A 16671-nucleotide genomic window follows, 5' to 3' on the forward strand; every position below is an offset into this window, starting at 1 on the left:
GCTTTCGATTTTTCAAGTACGAGATCTATTCTACCACAAACGGAAAAAAAGTGCACACCGTTTTCACAGTGCGCACCTTCTCATTATAAGCTCATGCCGAGTTTGACCGCTCTTGCATTCGGCTCCGCAAGATGCTGTTTCTTCGGCGGGACGCATTTGAGGATCGCCTGTTCCACCGTTTCCAGGGAAGCGAAACCGCTCTCCTTGAGCGCTTTACCCAGAATAATCATGTTTGCAAGTCCCTTGAGTCCCTCCGAATCGGCCAGCGAAGTGGCCGGGACATAGAAACATTTGATATCGTCACGCTCACATTTTTTATCGATGAGCGCGCTGTCAATCACAGCGATGCCGCCGGGGGCAACCTTGTCAATAAATTTATCATAGGAAGGCAGGTTCATCGCGACGAGCAGGTCCGGGGTCAGCACCAGCGGAGAACCGATCGGGTCGTCCGAAAGGCACACCGAACAGTTCGCGGTGCCGCCGCGCATCTCCGGGCCGTAAGAAGGCAGCCAGGAGACATATTTTTCCTCGATCAGGCCGGAATAAGCGATGATCTTACCGGCAAACAGGACACCCTGTCCACCGAAACCGGCCAGCAGCATATTTTGAGTCATGCTCTTACCCCCTTATCCGTCCTGTCCGCATAGACACCTAGCGGATAGTAAGGCATCATGTTGTCACGCAGCCACTGGAGCGCTTCGCTCGGGGTGAGGCCCCAGTTGGTCGGACAGGTCGAAAGGATTTCGACAATTGAGAAACCTTTTTTCTCCACCTGGCAGGTAAACGCTTTTTTGATCGCGGCTTTCGCCTTGCGGATATTCGGGACGCTGTCCACCGCCACACGTTCGGCATATGCCACGCCGCTTAGGGTGGAGAGCATCTCACAGACACGCACCGGGAAGCCCGCCATCGACACATCACGTCCGTACGGCGTGGTCTGGGTGACCTGGCCCGGCAGGGTGGTCGGCGCCATCTGACCGCCGGTCATGCCGTAGATCGCGTTATTGACGAAGATGATGGTGATGTTCTCGCCGCGGGTTGCCGAATGGACCGTCTCCGCAGTGCCGATTGCGGCAAGGTCGCCGTCGCCCTGGTAGGTAAACACCACATTGTCCGGCAGCGAACGCTTCACACCGGTCGCAACAGCCGGGGCGCGGCCATGCGCGGCTTCGATCATGTCACAGCCAAAATAATTATATGCAAGCACCGAACAGCCAACCGGCGCGACGCCAATGGCTTTGCCCTCCACATCCAGTTCGTCCAGCACCTCGGCGACCAGTTTATGGATTACGCCGTGGGTGCAGCCGGGACAATAATGGGTCGAAACGTCCAGAAGGGCGTGCGGCCTCTCGTAAACAATTGCCATTACCGGTCACCTCCTGCCATTTTTTCAAGAACCTCAAGCACTTCTGCCGGGGTTGGGATGATGCCGCCGGTGCGTCCGAAGAACTCTACCGGGGCTTTTCCGTTCACGGCAAGGCGCACGTCGTCCACCATCTGGCCCATGCTCATTTCAACGCAGAGGAATGCCTTTGCGTGCTCCGCCGCTTTCGCGATCGGCGCGACGGGATATGGCCAAAGGGTCAGCGGGCGGATCATGCCGGCCCTGATCCCCTTTTCACGGGCGGAATTGACCGCGCTGCGCACAATACGCGCGGTCGCACCGTATGCGACGACAACGAACTGCGCGTCGTCCACAAGATATTCCTCCGCCTTCGCATGATTCGCCTTCACGATCTCGTAGCGTTTGAACCGCTCTACGATGTTGTGCTCCAGCTCATCCGGCTGCAGGTAAAGCGAATTGGTGATGTGGTGCAGGCGTTTGTGCTGATGTCCATCGGTGGCCCAGCCGCTCTTATCGATCTTCTTGATCTCCTTTTCCGGAAAAACGACCGGCTCCATCATCTGTCCGAGCATACCGTCCGCAAGAATCATCGCAGGCATCCGGTAGGTGTCGGCCAGCTCATAGGCATCGAACACCATGTCGACCATCTCCTGGATGGTGGACGGTGCAAAAACCAGCACATGCAGGTCGCCGTGGCCGGGGGCGCGTGTTGCCTGCCAGTAGTCTGCCTGGGAGGGCTGAATGCCGCCAAGGCCCGGGCCGCCGCGCTGCACGTTGATGATGAGGCAGGGCAGGTCGGAACCGGCCAGATACGAAATACCCTCGGTTTTGAGCGAGATGCCCGGCGAAGAGGACGAGGTCATCGCCCGCACGCCCGCGGACGCCGCGCCGTAGATCATATTGATTGCGGCAACTTCGGATTCCGCCTGCAGATATGTACCGCCGATTTTGGGCATGCGTTTGGCCATATACGCCGCGACTTCGGTCTGCGGCGTGATCGGATAGCCGAAGAAATGACGGCAGCCGGCCTGGATTGCGGCCTCAGCGAGCGCCTCATTTCCTTTCATAAGGACCTTCTGATTAGAAGCCATGATTTCAATACCTTCTTTCCCACACGTCTATTTCTCTACAGTAATTGCGCAGTCCGGGCACATAATCGCGCACATCGCGCATCCGATACATTTTTCCATATCGGAAACGGTCGCGGGATGATAGCCTTTTGCATTCAGGACCGCTTTGTCCAGAAAAATAATCTTCTTCGGGCAGACGTCCACACAAAGTCCGCAGCCTTTGCAGGTGTTGTTATTTACTGTCATCTTCGCCATTCTTTCTAGCACCTCCTTAATTTCGGAGTCGTCAGGAGTTTTATGCCTCCCACGGCTTTTTTACATAGATTTTAACCGGATACACCATCCCGGCGGGCATCAGGCCCTCCAGCTCCGGGGCGATCCTTTCGTCAGCGGCGGTGAAAAGTACCGGCACGCCGTACTTTTGGGCTGTACGCGCAGCAAAATCCGCCGTATCCGCCACATCCCGCGCGGTGGTCTCATCCGCCAGGTTCGAGCAGTTCACCACGCCGGTCACCGAAAGCCGCGACACCGCCTGGATATCGTCGAGCACCTCGGATGCATCTTCGGCGGTCCGGGTCAGATACCGGTAGCCGTTTACGACATAGAGCATGTCACAGCCGCCAGAAGCTTTGATTTTGCCGCTGTAGCGTCCAAGAGCGGCGGCGCCCGCATCGTCGCCGCCGACGTCGATAATGAGCTGACGCTCGGTTTCGATCTCCACGTCGAGATGCGCCGTCAGCGCGGGGATGTCAAGGTTTGATCCCGCGTAAACAGGCGCGATCATCCCTATCCCCTGTTCCTCCATGAGCCCTGCGAAATCTGCGCTGCGGAAGTAAGGGTTCACGATGTCCAGATCCACAAGCGTCACATTTTGACCCATTTTTTTATAGTCCAGCGCGAGGTTTACCGCCAGGTTGGTTTTCCCGCTGCCGTAGTGCCCCACGACAACGACAATCCGCTTCAATTGTTCCAGCAAACGGCCGCCTCCCTTCCAAAATCCTTTTCGATCACAGCCAGTGCGAACAGGCCGCTGCCCATTTTGCTTCTGGCTATTCGTTTATTATAACATCTGTCAAGGAAACGCACAACAGGTTGGGCAAAATTCCAGTTTTTCCACAAGCACGCTTTTCGTTATTGCACCGATAAAGTGCAAATCCAACAAAAAACCTCTCCCGTTACCGGCAGAGGCTCTTTTATCCTTCGGTAACGCCTAACGGCCCCTTTTTTTGGAGAGGATCACATATACGATCACCAGCACCACCGCAAGAATCAGCAGCCCGCCGATCAGCACCATTGTCGAACCGGAGCCGTCTCCTGTTTCGGGCAGCAGCGCAAAAGATGGAACCGATACCAGCACAAAGGTGGCAACCGCCAGCAGAAGCACGGCAAAACGTTTGAAAAAAAGCTGCATCAATAGATCCCCCTGTAAAATATCAGAACATTTCTTTATATTATAGCGGTTTCCCGCGAACTGTCAACACAGGTGCGCACGAACGCACTGAAAAGCTTATACTGATTTTCATCCCCGCGCAGCAGGTATTCCGGATGCCACTGTACCCCCAGCACAAACTCCCGGCCAGGCATGTAAGCGGCCTCAACGAGCCCATCTTCCGAGAGCGCCGCCGCGCTCAGCGCCGGGGCCAGCTCCTGTACCGCCTGATGGTGGATGCTGTTGACCATGATCCGATCGCGGCCATAGATTTCAAAAAGCGGTGTATCCGGCAGGATCTGCACTGCATGAGATGGTTTCTCGTAAGGTTTCTGCTGCTTATGACGGATGATCGACAGGTGCTGCTCCTCCAGATCCTGGTAGAGATTCCCGCCGAGCGCGACGTTTAAAAACTGCAGCCCACGGCAGATGCCGAGCACCGGTTTATCCGCCTCCAATACCCTCTGAAACAAAAGTGTTTCCATCCGGTCGCGGACAGCGTGGCAGTTGCCGCAGTAGGGCCGCGGCTGTTCCCCGTAAAGGATCGGGTCAATGTCATGCCCGCCGGTGAACAGAAATCCGTCGCATTCCCCCGCCAGCTGGGAAATTGTCTGCGGATCACCTTCGAGCGGCAGAATAACAGGAATTCCTCCCGCTTCCGTCACGCCGTCAAGATATTCCGGCAGCATCCAGACGCTTGCCATCGCGTCGTCATAAAGCGGCGTCACTCCAATTACAGGTTTACGCATCGGATCAACCCCCAGTTTGCACAGTATTTTTATCAAACAGTTTTGTGTTGAGCGTAATGACCGAAAAAATGATGAGCAGGTCGCCCACGAGCTTCCCCCAAGTGAAGGAATCCCCCAAGATAAGCAGTCCAACCAGAGACGCGAAGACCAGTTCCATTGTCGCAATGATCGAAGCGGTTCCGGAATCGATCCGGGTGAGCCCTTTCGTAAAAAGCAAAAACGGCAGCAGCGTCACCAGCGCGCCGATTGCCAGCGCCGCGAGCAAAGTTTTTCCATGCAGCAGTGGGAAAAGTTTCGCGGGCGAACAAAGCGGCAGCGAACCGAGCGCCGCAAACAGGAACGTATAGGCAGTGATTGTGATGCTGCTGTAACCTTTCCGCACGGCGAGGCTTCCAAAGACGCTGTAAAGCCCATAACAAAAACCGGACGCCACTCCGTATAGGATTCCCGCTGGAGAGAAGGCCGCCGGGTCCGCGTTCAGCACGCCCGTCACCAAAATACAGCCGGTGATGGTGATGACCAGCGCCACCAGTTTTTTGCGGGTGATCCGGTCATGAAAGCAGATTGCGGAGATGATCATGATGAAGATCGGCGCGGTATTGAGCAACACAACCGATACCGATACGGAAACCAGATCGATCGACATAAAGTAGCAGTAGTTGAAAAGCACAAAACTGAGCATCCCGGTCCCGGCAAAGATCCAGCAGTCCTTCCAGTTGATCCGAAGCGCTCCACGGTCAAAAATCGCCAGATAGCCCGTAAGCAGTACGCCAGAAACCAGCGCGCGCACCGCAACCACCTGCATCTGGCTGAGCCCACCGGCGGCAAGCTCATTGTATAGCAGGGCGATCATTCCCCATAGAAATGCCGCCGTGACAATGTAAAGGTAGTATCGCGCTTTCAAATCATCCATCCCTTTTATTTTCTGCGTATAGAAAGAAAAGGAGCCTGTACCGGCCGTTTTCCCGGCCGGTACAGCTCCGGCATCGCCTTCGCTCAGAAGCCCAGCTCTTCGCCGACGAGGATCACCTTGATCCTCCCTTTGAACTGCTGCTGCGCAAGCACCACAAAACCGCAGCAGAGACGTTCATCGCTGCGGCAGTCCCGGCAGTTGCCCAGCACCTTACAGGGAACTTTGCGGTCAAGCCGCACGGCGTTCGCGGGCGCGGCAATGCTGCGCACGCGGTCGCGCGCGGCATCGAGATCGGTGACAATCTTATTGTAACCCGCGACAACGATCACGCTTTTCGGGCCGTAGAGCATTGCCGCTGTACGGTTTCCGACCCCGTCCACATTGTAAAGCTCCCCATTTTCGGTCACGGCGTTCGTACTGGTAAAATAGGTGTCGCACGAAAAAGCCTGGTGCATGATCTGCGCCGGGTCCGCCCCCTTTGCCTCCCGGTCGAGGAACTGATATTTTCCAGAGCGCAGAAGCGCCTTTATCCCGGACTGATCCAGCGTCGCGGAACCGCCGCAGGAAACCGTTTGGCCTTCCGGGCAGAGCTCTTCACAAAGCTTTACCGCTTCGGCACAGGTCTTTACATAGTAGGCGTCCATTTTATTGTTCTGCAGGTTCCCGATTGTCCGGTTGATCCGCTTTTCGATGATGGTATGTAAATTGGCGTCCATGTCTCTTCCCTCCGTTTGCAGTCATTTTCTTTATTTTACAATGTTTCTTTTCGTTTTACAATGTATCCGCCAACAAAATCTGTTCCAGTTCAGCGACGCTGCCTGCGGCCGGAAGGCCTGCCGGAAGCTTTTCTCCGGCAAACCGAAACCCATAGCCGTACGCCGCGCTGATGAAGTCCACACCTGCCTTGCACGCGCCGGAGGCGTCATGGCCGGTGTCCCCGATCATAACCACCTTCGCAAGGTCCGTATAACCCATCCGGTCAAGCGTGCGTGAAATGATTTCCGACTTGTCAATGTTCTCCGACCGGCTTTCCACCGTCCCACAGCAGGTTTCCAGCGCATCCAGCATGCCGTATTTCTCCAGGAGCTGGCGCGCCATCCGTTCCGGCTTCAGAGTGGAAACCGCGTTGCGGACTCCGGCTGCCTTTAATTTCAGAACCAGCTCATGAATCCCGCCATAGACCTTTGCAACAAAAATCCCACGCTCCCGGTAATCTTCCCGGAAAAAGCGGACCGCATCCGCGGCCTGCCGGTCATCCAGGCCGACACATTCCCGAAAGATCCTGGTCAGCGGCGGACCGATAAACTTGCTGAGGATTTCGCCTGACGGCGCCGGTAAGCGCATCTTGTCAAACGCGTATCGCAACGACTGAAAAATCCCTTCGGAAGTATCCACCATCGTTCCGTCGAAATCCCAAAGCACCACTTCATACTTCATCTGGTATTCCCTCTTTTCAAATTGTGCAAAACAGATTATAACACGGCGCAGGGCCGCACTCAACTAAAAACAGCCGCTTTGCGGCTATTTTTTGCACAAGCGGCCTCTGGCGGTGCATCAAAACGAAACGGACGCCGCGCATATTTTGCGCGGCGTCCGCCGTTCTTTTAGCCAGGTCAGAAACTTCTCCCGGAGCCTCCCCCGCCAAAACTTCCGCCTCCGCCGGAGAATCCTCCTCCGCCAAAGCCGCCTCCGCCGGAGAATCCTCCTCCGCCAAAGCCGCCTCCGCCGCCTCTCCCAAAGCCGCCGAATCCGCCAAAGAAGAATGGGCCGCCAAAATGGTGATCGTCGTCATCGTCGTCCCACGGGCCTTTCCGCCGGTTTCTGCCGCGCCGCCCGCGCGAAAAGATTGAAACGAACACCAGAATGACAACCAGGATGACGAGCAGATCTCCAAAATCGCTTTCCTCCGATTCCTCCGGGATCGCTTCATATCCCGGAAGCGCATCCAACCCGTATTCGACCAGGATCTCCGAAAGCAGCCCGTTATAGAGTTCCCGCGTACCGGTGTCAAAATCCCCTTCTTTATAGGAGCTGATCGCATAGGTGTCGATCAGCCGGCCAACTTTCGCGTCGTTGAGCGCGCCCTCAAGCCCGCGACCAACTTCGACCTTGATTTCACCGTCATCCGGCGCGAGCAGCAAGAGCACTCCATTATTCTTTTCCTTGCTGCCAATCCCCCACGCACGCGCCACGCCGAGCGCATAGCTGTCCCGATCCTGCCCGTCGAGCGAAGCGACCGTCAGCACCACAAGCTGGGCGCCGGTCTGTTGGTCAAGCGAAGCGGATCTGTCCATAATATAATCCTTCGTGGACTGGGAGAGCACATTCGCGTAGTCGTTTACGAAGAAATCCCGTGTTGGAGCTGGATAGGACGCCCCACAGAAAAGTCCAAGCGTCAAAAGCAGGGCGGCAGCAGCCGGGAATATCCTTTTTATCCGCTGTTTCATCCCGTTAAGCCGTGAAATCGACGCTCGGCGCTGACTGGGCCGATTCGGGCGCCTCGAAGTATTCCGCCTTCACAAAGCCAAACATCCCCGCAAGCAGGTTATTGGGAAAGGTGATAATTTTGCTGTTGTAGCTCTTGACGGCCTCGTTATAATCGACGCGCGCCACCGAGATACGGTTTTCGGTCCCGGCCAGCTCGTCCATCAGGGAGATATATCCCTGGCTCGACTGGATTTCCGGGTAGTTCTCCACCACCATTAAAAGCCGTGAGAGCGCACTCGAAAGGTTGTCATTGGCAGCGGCCAGCTCCTGCATCCCCTGCGCGCCGGAAAGCTGGGCGCGCGCCTCTGTCACGCTGTCAATCACCGCCTGCTCCTGGGCCGCAAGTCCCTTCACAGTATTCACCAGGTTCGGGATCAAATCCGACCGGCGCTGCAGCTGGGTCTGGATGGCCGACTGCTGGGTATCGACGTTTTCCCGCAGGGTTGCCATGCCATTGTATGCCCCCACAAGCGTAAACACGGCAATCACAAGCAAGACAACGATTACAATTAAGGCAATCATCCCACCGGACAATTTTTTCATGCTACAGTTCGTCCCCTTTGATAAAATTTTGATAAGCCAGCATCATTCTAGCATGCCGGATTTTTGTTTACAAGGTTATACTCTTAGAGTTCACAAATCGGTTGCGATTTATTTCAGAAAATTTCATGAAGGATAAAAACGCGGCTGGTTTCCCAGCCGCGCACCCTCAAACATCCAGTTCCTTATACATCTGCAGGTATGGCATCTTTTCAAAGCCCAGCCGTTCATAAAGCCGGGACGCGCCAGTGTTATCCGCTTCGACCTCAAGCCGGATACGGGAAATCTTTCCCTGGGACTTTTCTTCGAATTCCCGAAAAAAGCGCGCGCCGATCCCTTTCCCCTGAAACTGCGGCCGCACATAGATTTCTTCAATCCAAGCGCACAGGCCCCCCGCTTCATTCGACCAGGTATAGGAAATCTGCGCATAGCCCGCGATCCCGCCTTCCTCCACAAAAAGATACGCCTCCAGAAGCGGGCTGCCCGCCGCGATCTGTGCGAAGGTGCGTTCGAAATGATCCCCGGGGATCGGATGCAGCACAGCCGGTGAATGGTAGAATTCACGGAGCATGGGCAAAAAGACTTCCCGATCCTCTGCGGTCACTTTTCTGATCAATTTCTGATTCTCCTTTATTAAATGATGCTGTTATTATATCCGCAACCACTTTTTTTTGCAAGCCGGGCAGGTTTTTCTAAAACTTTTTATATTGCGAAATACAAGCGGATATGCTATAGTTAATGCTTGCAAAACGTGATTTTGCGTTTTGCATGACATGAAGGATGTGATCTGTTTGAGCTTAACCAATACGCCCAGTGCGAACCGGCTTCATATCGGCATCTACGGCAAACGAAACAGCGGGAAGTCCTCGCTGATCAATGCGATCACCAATCAGCACACCGCGGTCATCTCGGATATTCCCGGCACCACCACCGACCCGGTCTACAAAGCGATGGAAATCAATGGGATCGGCCCCTGCATGCTGATCGACACCGCCGGCTTTGACGACGAGGGCGAGCTTGGCCGGCTGCGCGTCGAGCGCACCCAGGACGCGGTCAAAAAGACCGACGTTGCGATCGTCGTCTTCTGCGACACCGACATTGAACAGGAATCCGCCTGGATTTCGATGCTGCGGGAACACGGGATTCCCGTTATCGCGGTCGTCAACAAGTCGGACATCCTGACCAACGTTTCGGAGATTGCAAAGACGATACACGAGCATTTTTCTCTCTTCCCGGTTGTCGTTTCTGCCAAGGAGCACAGCGGGATCAAAAACGTTGTCGAAGCCGTCATCCGTCAGCTTCCGGAGGATTACGAACGCAAAAGCATCACCGGCGGGCTGGTCGGGCCGGGCGACCTTGTGCTGCTCGTGATGCCGCAGGACATTCAAGCGCCGAAAGGGCGCCTCATCCTGCCGCAGGTGCAGACCATCCGCGATCTGCTCGACAACCACTGCCTCATCATGAGCGTCGCCACCAGCGAGCTCGACGCGGGCCTCGCGGCGCTCGCAAAACCGCCAAAGCTGATTATCACCGACTCCCAAGCTTTTCAGACCGTGTACGAAAAAAAGCCCCCCGAAAGCCTGCTGACCTCCTTCTCGGTTCTGATGGCCGCGGTCAAAGGGGACATCCACGCCTTTGTGGACGGTTCGGCCGCGATCGATTCGCTCACGCCGGACTCCCGCGTGCTGATTGCAGAGGCCTGCACCCACGCGCCGCTCGCCGAAGATATCGGCCGGGTGAAAATTCCGCGGATGCTGCGCAAAAAAGTTGGCGAACAGCTGGGAGTCGACGTGGTGAGCGGCCCGGACTTTCCGGAGGACCTGTCCTGTTACAGTTTGATCATCCATTGCGGCGCCTGCATGTTCAACCGCCGTTATGTCCTCTCGCGCATTGAAAAAGCCCGCGCTCAGGGCGTTCCGATCACCAATTACGGCGTGGCGCTCGCAAAGCTCACCGGTATCCTCGACAACATCTCCTATTTTTAATCATCCTGGCAGGCCGTTTGCAGCAAGCGGCCTGCTTTTATGCATTTTCAATAAAAAAGCCGCTTGCAGACGAAGTTCTTTTTCTGCGGACTGTTTTTCTGCGGCGGACAACCCAGCAGGAGAATTCTTCCGCGGCGTCCATCTTTCCAAATCGGTGCAAAGCCCCCAAAAACAGGGCATAAACAGCGCGGCCCTTTCCCGATACGCGGACAGCCTATTCCGCGCTGCACAGGCATTTTGAGCGTGTCACAGGATGCAGGAATGCAGGCATTCCTGCATGTTGAATTTTCGTATAAATTCACATAGAAATTATAAAGATTCCGTATAGAAACCGGGAAAAGCCCTTGACTTTACCGCTTCGACAACATAAACTGTAACACATAGACAAAGATGGAGTATTATGCAGATTTTTCCGCTTTGTCCGAATTTGAAACTGAAAATTGTATTTGGGAGAGAATGTAAAATGAAAAAAGTCATTGCACTCACACTCGCTTTGATGATGACCCTGGCGCTTGCCGCCTGCGGTTCCTCCGACTCCGGCTCCAGCGCACCCGCGCCGGCGGCCTCCGCCGCCCCGTCCGGCACAGCTTCTGAACCGGCGGATGCGGACGGCACTTTCACCACCGTTACTGAAGGCAAATTCACCGTCGGTATGGAGTGCGCCTACGCGCCTTTCAACTGGACCCAGCTTGAACAGACTGAAACTGCGGTCGACATCGGCAGCGCCTCCTTCGCGGATGGCTACGACGTTGTTGTCGGCAAATATATCGCGGACAAGCTCGGACTTGAACTGGTCGTCAAACCGATCGCGTGGGAAGGTCTTGAGCCGGCTGTCAACAATGGCGAAATCGACGCGATCATCGCCGGTATGACCGCCACTCCCGAACGGGCTGAAAACGTCGACTTCACCACCCCGTATTATGAGAGCAAGATGGTCATCATCGTGCGCGGGGACAGTGATCTTGTGAATGTCACCGACATTCAGGAGCTCTCCGGCAAAAAGGTGCAGGGCCAGACCAATACTCTCTATGACACGGTCATCGATCAGATTGAAGGCGTCGACCATGTCACTTCCCTGGCCACCTACCCGCTGATGGTCGCCGCGCTGCAGAACAAAGAAGTGGACGCGCTGACTGCGGAGCTTCCGGTCGCCGTGGGCGTTGTAACCAGCAACCCGGATCTCAAATATGTCGAATTTGAACCCGACAAGGGCTTCCAGGCTGACACTTCCGTTTCGATTGCCGTGAAGAAAGGCAATTCCGCACTGCTTGAAGCAGTCCAGGGCGCGCTTGATTCTGCCGACGAGGAAACCCGCCAGCAGTGGATGATCGACGCCACCAACCGTCAGCCTTCCCAGGAATAAGAACATAAAAAGATAGGATTGTTGTGATATGATCGCCTCGGCAATTAAAATCGCAGAAAAGTACTGGCCGATGTTCTGGGCCGGCATCGAAACGACCCTGCTCATCTCTCTGACCGGTACCATCATCGGTTTGGTGATCGGCCTGTTTGTTGGAAGCATCCGCTCGATCTCCGCAAAGATCGAACCGCGCGATACCTTTATGACACGCCTTTCCAAGCGGGTTATCTTTCTCATCACCAGCATCTATGTGGAATTTTTCCGCGGCACGCCGATGATGGTACAGGCTGTTTTCCTCTATTACGGCCTTAAACCGGTCTTCAACTGGAACCCCATCACCGCCGGTATCTGCATCATTTCGATCAACACCGGCGCATACATGGCGGAAATCCTGCGTGCCGGCATCCAGGCCGTCGATGTGGGACAGATCGAAGCCGCCCGCAGTATCGGCATGACCTCGGGACAGACGATGTTCCACGTGGTTTTGCCCCAGGCGATTAAAAACGCTTTCCCCGCCATCGGCAATGAATTCGTTGTCAACATCAAGGATTCGTCGGTACTTAACGCGATCTCGGTAACCGAGTTGTTTTTCCAGTCAAACAAGATCGCGGGCAGTATTTTCAAATATACCGACACATTCCTTGTCACCGCTCTGATCTATCTGGTGCTCACCTTTACCACCACCCGGATTCTACGCCTGATCGAAATCCGTATGAACCGTCCACCGGCCAGCTACCCCACCTCACAGACGGTTCCGGAAGCACGAATCAAGCATAAGCACGCTTAAGGAGGCGCCACGATGTCAGAACATTTGATGGAAATCAAAAACCTGAAAAAGCATTTCGGAAAGCTGGAAGTTTTAAATGACATCCAGTTTTGCATCGATAAGGGCGACGTCATCTGCCTGATCGGCGCGTCGGGCAGCGGGAAATCCACCCTGCTGCGCTGCATCAATGTGCTCGAAACGCCGGATGGCGGTCAGATCCTGCTGCATGGCAGGGATATCCTTACCGGTGAGATCGACGTCAATAAGCACCGCGTCAAAGTCGGTATGGTTTTTCAGTCGTTCAATCTCTTTAATAATATGAGCGTTCTGAAAAACTGCATGATCGGCCAGATGACCGTGCTCAAACGCTCCAAGGAGGAAAGCCAGAAGAAAGCGGAATTCTACCTCAATAAGGTTGGAATGAGCGATTTTGCCGGCGCTTCCCCAGCGCAGCTTTCAGGAGGACAGCGCCAGCGCGTCGCGATTGCGCGCGCACTCTGTATGGACCCTGAAATTCTGCTGTTCGACGAGCCGACTTCGGCGCTCGATCCGGAGATGGTCGGCGACGTGCTGGACGTCATGAAACAGCTTGCGCGTGAAGGGCTGACGATGATCGTCGTCACGCACGAGATGGGCTTTGCCAAGGATGTCGCTTCCCGCGTGGTCTTTATGGACAAAGGCGTAATCGTAGAGGAAGGCCCTCCCGAGCAGGTCTTCAAAAATCCGAAAAATGAACGTACCAGGGAGTTTCTTTCCCGGTACCTTTCGTAAAATTGAAAAAAGGCCCGCATCCATCGGGATGCGGGCCTTTTTTATGCTTTGTAGTTTCTGCTGTCGATCTTTTTCCAGCGCTCGCGCAGGAGATACGCCGCCGCCTTTGGCTGACGATCACGTGTAAAGGCACCTTTCTTGTTTCCGTCAACCCGCATGATCCCCTCAGATGTCTGGAAATCGGCGAAGTTCCACATCTGCTCGCCAACCACGCTGTCGCAGCTGTCGAATACCTCATGCTGCATTTTGAGGTATTCCTCCTGATACTCCTCCGACCACATAACGCTTGGAAGCTTATGGAGTCCAGGCATCGTGTCCGCGCCATATTCGGTGAGGATGATCGGTTTGCCGGTGGAGGACCACTGTTCGAGCTCCTTTTCAAAGTTTTCCCGGGCAATGTCAATGTCCGGGCCGCCATTCACATACCAGCCGTAATACCGATTGAGGCAGATCACATCAGAAAGGTGACTGACTTTACAGCTTCCATATGGTGCCACCATGATATTGGTAAAGGTCATCGGGCGCTTCTGTACGTCGAGCGTACGCGCATAGGAAAAAATCTTCTCAAAGTAATCCTCCGCTTGCGCAAGTGAGGAGTCCGGCTCATTCGCAAGGCACCACATCACCACGCTGGGATGGTTCTTATCCCGCAGAACAAGTTCCCGGATCGCATCTTTATGGTTTTCGATTGTCTCAGTGTGAACAATCTCCCGCTCGAAGAAACGGGATTGTTTGCCGGTGCCCGCGCCAAGAAAGTTCATCAGCTGGTCGAAAAGCCCCACAGCGGGCGTCTCATCGATAACGACCAGCCCTTCCCGGTCGCACAGGCGCATAAACTCCTCCGAATAGGGATAATGTGCTGTGCGGACCGAATTGGCATGAATCCACCGCAGCAACTCGAAATCGCGCAGCATGACCACCGGGTCATATCCCCGGCCGTGCATCGCGCAGTCCTCATGCTTGCCGAATCCTTTAAAGTAGAATGGCTTTTTGTTGATAAAGAAACGGTTACCTTTTACTTCGACCGAACGGATACCAACCGGCAGGACATATTCGTCAAGCAGCTCCTCCCCTTCGGCCAGCGTGACCTTAAAATCGTAAAGATAAGCGTTGCCGGGTTCCCAGAGACGCACGTCCTTGATCGCGACTTCACCAGTTTTCCCATGTGCGCTGGCAACCTGATTTCCGGCTTCGTCGAACACTTCAACATTTACGCTGTGTTCGCCTGCAGCTGTGATATCATAACGGATCTTCCCTTCACCATCTGCAAAGTCGGTACTCACCGTGATATCATGGATATGCTCCTTCGGCAGCGCCAGCAGTTTGACCGGACGGTGCAGGCCCGCGTAATTGAAAAAATCAAAGAACGGGGACTGCACTTTTCGCCCGTTCGGCAGGGTTTTCTGCACACCAGTCGGGATGGTGGTGTAGCTCAATTCGTTGTTGACCACAACGACGATCCTGCATCTTTCTCCAAAAGTCACAACTTCATTGAGACGCGCCGAAAATGGCATATAGCCGCCCTGATGCTGCGCGACCTGCACGCCGTTCACCCAAACCACTGCGCTGTGAGTGGCTGAACCAAACCGTAGGACCACTTCGCGGTCCTTCCATTCTTTGGGGATGTAGGTTTCGGTCTGATACCAGACGTCTCCGACATGCTCCCGCAGCTCCTTCTGGGTGAAGATGTCGTTGTAGCTCGACGGCACCGCCATCGGGATGGTCCCGGCAAGCCCGTCCTTCCAGCCAGCCGCACGGCCCTCGTTATGCTTGTCAAGTTTGAATTTCCACAGACCGCAAAGGTCCTTTACCTGCCGCGTTTTGCTCTCAATTGGATATAAAAATGAATTTGTCATCGTTGAAACTCCTTATTCTTCATTGATTTTTTTCAAAATCTCATCCTGTTTTTCTGGTGTAAGATTCCAGATAAACTGATATGCCACAAATGCGATCAGCATACCGATCGCGGGAAATCCCAGCGTCAGGAATTTGATGCCCAGCAGCGTCCCAAAGGTCTGCTCCAGCAGCTTTGCATTGTAACCGACCAGTTCCAGCCCCACCCCCGCCAGAAAGCCCGCAAGTGCCTGACCCATCTTGCGCACAAAGCTGTAAGAACCGTATATCACACCCTCCTGCCGGTTGCCTGTCAGGTACTGGTTATAATCGATGCAGTCCGACACCATCCCCCAGACAAGAGAATTCGGTACATTCATAAAGATTGCCGACAGGAATGAAAGCACAATATAGATCCAGATATTGTCCGGCAGCAGAAACATTGCGCCGAATACGATCCCGGCAATCAAACTTCCCACCGAAGCGGTCTTCTGCAAGCCGAATTTACGCACCAGTTTTGAAAGGAACGGGGCGATGAGCAGCGAAGGCACCATGCTGATAATGGTGGTCACACCCATCAGTTCGAATGCGTTGAGGTTATTTTTGAAGTAAAAAATCAACATCGAGCCGTTGATCATGATGCCGAAGATCATTGAAATCGAAGCAACTGAAACCGCGATAAATGGTCGGTTATGCATAAGCACCTTCAGGTAGGCGAGCAAGTGGATGCCGTCCTCCTCCGGACGGTGCGCCGGAACAGCGGATTTGATGTTTTCGTCGACTGAAAAGTAAGCGATCAGATAGGATACGATCCCAATCGCGCCCATCACAACCATCGAAACCAGATAACCGCGCGCTTCGTCCGCGAAGGCGCTCAGGATGAGCGGCACAAGCATACGCGGCACCAGGTTTCCGACTGTGCCGCCGATCCCGCGCGCCACTGAAAGCGAGGCGCGTTCGGCAGTATCCTGGGTCATGACGGCCGCAAGCGAACCGTATGGGATGTTGACGAAGGTGTACGCCATTCCCCAGACAATATAGGTCGCATACGCCCATACGAGCCGCTGAACCGTAGAAAAACCGGACGGCATGAAAAACATCAGGATTGCCGCCGCCACGACAATCCAGGATCCATGCAGCAGGAACGGTTTAAATTTATCCACCTGTTTTCCTTTGTTTCTGCGCAGCCGGCGTGCAAACAGCTTGTCGGTAATCGCGCCCATGACCGGGTCATTTACCGCGTCCCAAAACCGCGCCACCAGAAAAAGCGTGCCGGCCGCTGCCGCGGAAATCCCCGCCACATCAGTGTAAAAGGACAGCAGGAAGGTCGCTGACATTGCAAATGTCATATTGTTGGCCACATCGCCAAGCATATAGCCAAGTTTATTGCGAAATGTTATTTTTTTCATAGTCCCAATCCTTT

Annotated in this window: 19 protein-coding genes; 4 read left to right on the forward strand and 15 right to left on the reverse strand. The window is 54.6% G+C overall.

The window, feature by feature from the left end; genetic code table 11:
* Nucleotides 1-83 precede the first annotated feature (83 nt).
* The 13 genes from BN4275_RS14830 to BN4275_RS14890 all read right to left on the reverse strand — a co-directional run bounded on the left by BN4275_RS14830 (nt 84) and on the right by BN4275_RS14890 (nt 9149).
* Nucleotides 84-614: a 2-oxoacid:ferredoxin oxidoreductase subunit gamma family protein gene (locus tag BN4275_RS14830; RefSeq protein WP_066459678.1), complete on the reverse strand. Its 531-nt coding sequence runs from the start codon at nt 612-614 to the stop codon at nt 84-86.
* A complete protein-coding gene (locus tag BN4275_RS14835; protein WP_066459680.1) occupies nt 611-1366 on the reverse strand; it encodes a thiamine pyrophosphate-dependent enzyme in 756 nt (251 codons plus the stop codon). The genes BN4275_RS14830 and BN4275_RS14835 overlap by 4 nt, the downstream gene beginning before the upstream one ends.
* Nucleotides 1366-2412 (reverse strand): 3-methyl-2-oxobutanoate dehydrogenase subunit VorB, encoded by a 1047-nt coding sequence (locus tag BN4275_RS14840; protein ID WP_242863686.1) that lies wholly within the window; start codon nt 2410-2412, stop codon nt 1366-1368. The genes BN4275_RS14835 and BN4275_RS14840 overlap by 1 nt, the downstream gene beginning before the upstream one ends.
* A 51-nt stretch (nt 2413-2463) precedes the next feature.
* Nucleotides 2464-2670 carry a 4Fe-4S dicluster domain-containing protein gene (locus tag BN4275_RS14845; protein ID WP_066459687.1) on the reverse strand — a complete coding sequence of 69 codons (207 nt, stop codon included), beginning with the start codon at nt 2668-2670 and terminating at the stop codon, nt 2464-2466.
* A gap of 40 nt (nt 2671-2710) precedes the next feature.
* Nucleotides 2711-3391, reverse strand: a complete 681-nt coding sequence (locus BN4275_RS14850; RefSeq protein WP_242863687.1) for a cobalamin biosynthesis protein CobQ — start codon at nt 3389-3391, stop codon at nt 2711-2713.
* Between the two features lie 234 nt (nt 3392-3625).
* Nucleotides 3626-3826: an LPXTG cell wall anchor domain-containing protein gene (locus BN4275_RS14855; RefSeq protein ID WP_066459689.1), complete on the reverse strand. Its 201-nt coding sequence runs from the start codon at nt 3824-3826 to the stop codon at nt 3626-3628.
* Between the two features lie 35 nt (nt 3827-3861).
* A complete protein-coding gene (locus BN4275_RS14860) occupies nt 3862-4593 on the reverse strand; it encodes a gamma-glutamyl-gamma-aminobutyrate hydrolase family protein (protein ID WP_066459691.1) in 732 nt (243 codons plus the stop codon).
* Between the two features lie 4 nt (nt 4594-4597).
* Nucleotides 4598-5506, reverse strand: a complete 909-nt coding sequence (locus BN4275_RS14865) for a DMT family transporter (protein ID WP_066459693.1) — start codon at nt 5504-5506, stop codon at nt 4598-4600.
* Nucleotides 5507-5589: 83 nt separating this feature from the next.
* On the reverse strand, nt 5590-6222 hold the full coding sequence (locus BN4275_RS14870) for a lactate utilization protein (protein WP_066459695.1): 633 nt from the start codon (nt 6220-6222) through the stop codon (nt 5590-5592).
* Nucleotides 6223-6277: 55 nt separating this feature from the next.
* Complete coding sequence (locus tag BN4275_RS14875) at nt 6278-6943, reverse strand: HAD hydrolase-like protein (RefSeq protein WP_066459697.1); 666 nt, start codon at nt 6941-6943, stop codon at nt 6278-6280.
* A gap of 176 nt (nt 6944-7119) precedes the next feature.
* Nucleotides 7120-7953, reverse strand: coding sequence for a TPM domain-containing protein (locus BN4275_RS17590; protein ID WP_079988302.1), 834 nt, complete (start codon nt 7951-7953; stop codon nt 7120-7122).
* Nucleotides 7954-7957: 4 nt separating this feature from the next.
* Entirely contained in the window at nt 7958-8536 is a 579-nt protein-coding gene (locus BN4275_RS14885; protein ID WP_066459701.1) for a LemA family protein, read from the reverse strand.
* 166 nt (nt 8537-8702) lie between these two features.
* A complete protein-coding gene (locus BN4275_RS14890) occupies nt 8703-9149 on the reverse strand; it encodes a GNAT family N-acetyltransferase (RefSeq protein WP_066459703.1) in 447 nt (148 codons plus the stop codon).
* A gap of 175 nt (nt 9150-9324) precedes the next feature.
* Here BN4275_RS14890 and hydF point away from each other — a divergent pair, with 175 nt between their 5' ends.
* The 4 genes from hydF to BN4275_RS14910 all read left to right on the forward strand — a co-directional run bounded on the left by hydF (nt 9325) and on the right by BN4275_RS14910 (nt 13415).
* Nucleotides 9325-10518 (forward strand): [FeFe] hydrogenase H-cluster maturation GTPase HydF, encoded by a 1194-nt coding sequence (hydF, locus tag BN4275_RS14895; RefSeq protein ID WP_066459705.1) that lies wholly within the window; start codon nt 9325-9327, stop codon nt 10516-10518.
* A gap of 463 nt (nt 10519-10981) precedes the next feature.
* Nucleotides 10982-11881: a transporter substrate-binding domain-containing protein gene (locus tag BN4275_RS14900; protein WP_066460498.1), complete on the forward strand. Its 900-nt coding sequence runs from the start codon at nt 10982-10984 to the stop codon at nt 11879-11881.
* A gap of 28 nt (nt 11882-11909) precedes the next feature.
* Nucleotides 11910-12665, forward strand: a complete 756-nt coding sequence (locus BN4275_RS14905) for an amino acid ABC transporter permease (RefSeq protein ID WP_066459707.1) — start codon at nt 11910-11912, stop codon at nt 12663-12665.
* 12 nt (nt 12666-12677) lie between these two features.
* Nucleotides 12678-13415 carry an amino acid ABC transporter ATP-binding protein gene (locus tag BN4275_RS14910; protein WP_066459709.1) on the forward strand — a complete coding sequence of 246 codons (738 nt, stop codon included), beginning with the start codon at nt 12678-12680 and terminating at the stop codon, nt 13413-13415.
* A gap of 41 nt (nt 13416-13456) precedes the next feature.
* Here BN4275_RS14910 and uidA read toward each other — a convergent pair whose 3' ends face one another.
* The gene (gene uidA, locus BN4275_RS14915; RefSeq protein WP_066459710.1) at nt 13457-15271 is read right to left on the reverse strand and encodes a beta-glucuronidase; all 1815 of its coding nucleotides are present in this window, start codon (nt 15269-15271) and stop codon (nt 13457-13459) included.
* A 12-nt stretch (nt 15272-15283) separates the two neighbouring features.
* Entirely contained in the window at nt 15284-16657 is a 1374-nt protein-coding gene (locus tag BN4275_RS14920) for an MFS transporter (RefSeq protein ID WP_066459712.1), read from the reverse strand.
* Nucleotides 16658-16671 lie beyond the last annotated feature (14 nt).

Source organism: Anaerotruncus rubiinfantis, assembly GCF_900078395.1.
Taxonomy (GTDB): Bacteria; Bacillota; Clostridia; order Oscillospirales; family Ruminococcaceae; genus Anaerotruncus; species Anaerotruncus rubiinfantis.

Excerpts from the sequence above, each read along its gene's own strand:
- BN4275_RS14830 (WP_066459678.1), bottom strand. The coding sequence starts at position 614 with ATGACTCAAAATATGCTGCTGGCCGGTTTCGGTGGACAGGGTGTCCTG.
- BN4275_RS14835 (WP_066459680.1), bottom strand. The coding sequence starts at position 1,366 with ATGGCAATTGTTTACGAGAGGCCGCACGCCCTTCTGGACGTTTCGACC.
- BN4275_RS14840 (WP_242863686.1), bottom strand. The coding sequence starts at position 2,412 with ATGAAAGGAAATGAGGCGCTCGCTGAGGCCGCAATCCAGGCCGGCTGC.
- BN4275_RS14845 (WP_066459687.1), bottom strand. The coding sequence starts at position 2,670 with ATGGCGAAGATGACAGTAAATAACAACACCTGCAAAGGCTGCGGACTT.
- BN4275_RS14855 (WP_066459689.1), bottom strand. The coding sequence starts at position 3,826 with ATGCAGCTTTTTTTCAAACGTTTTGCCGTGCTTCTGCTGGCGGTTGCC.
- BN4275_RS14860 (WP_066459691.1), bottom strand. The coding sequence starts at position 4,593 with ATGCGTAAACCTGTAATTGGAGTGACGCCGCTTTATGACGACGCGATG.
- BN4275_RS14865 (WP_066459693.1), bottom strand. The coding sequence starts at position 5,506 with ATGGATGATTTGAAAGCGCGATACTACCTTTACATTGTCACGGCGGCA.
- BN4275_RS14870 (WP_066459695.1), bottom strand. The coding sequence starts at position 6,222 with ATGGACGCCAATTTACATACCATCATCGAAAAGCGGATCAACCGGACA.
- BN4275_RS14875 (WP_066459697.1), bottom strand. The coding sequence starts at position 6,943 with ATGAAGTATGAAGTGGTGCTTTGGGATTTCGACGGAACGATGGTGGAT.
- BN4275_RS17590 (WP_079988302.1), bottom strand. The coding sequence starts at position 7,953 with ATGAAACAGCGGATAAAAAGGATATTCCCGGCTGCTGCCGCCCTGCTT.
- BN4275_RS14885 (WP_066459701.1), bottom strand. The coding sequence starts at position 8,536 with ATGAAAAAATTGTCCGGTGGGATGATTGCCTTAATTGTAATCGTTGTC.
- BN4275_RS14900 (WP_066460498.1), top strand. The coding sequence starts at position 10,982 with ATGAAAAAAGTCATTGCACTCACACTCGCTTTGATGATGACCCTGGCG.
- BN4275_RS14905 (WP_066459707.1), top strand. The coding sequence starts at position 11,910 with ATGATCGCCTCGGCAATTAAAATCGCAGAAAAGTACTGGCCGATGTTC.
- BN4275_RS14910 (WP_066459709.1), top strand. The coding sequence starts at position 12,678 with ATGTCAGAACATTTGATGGAAATCAAAAACCTGAAAAAGCATTTCGGA.
- uidA (WP_066459710.1), bottom strand. The coding sequence starts at position 15,271 with ATGACAAATTCATTTTTATATCCAATTGAGAGCAAAACGCGGCAGGTA.
- BN4275_RS14920 (WP_066459712.1), bottom strand. The coding sequence starts at position 16,657 with ATGAAAAAAATAACATTTCGCAATAAACTTGGCTATATGCTTGGCGAT.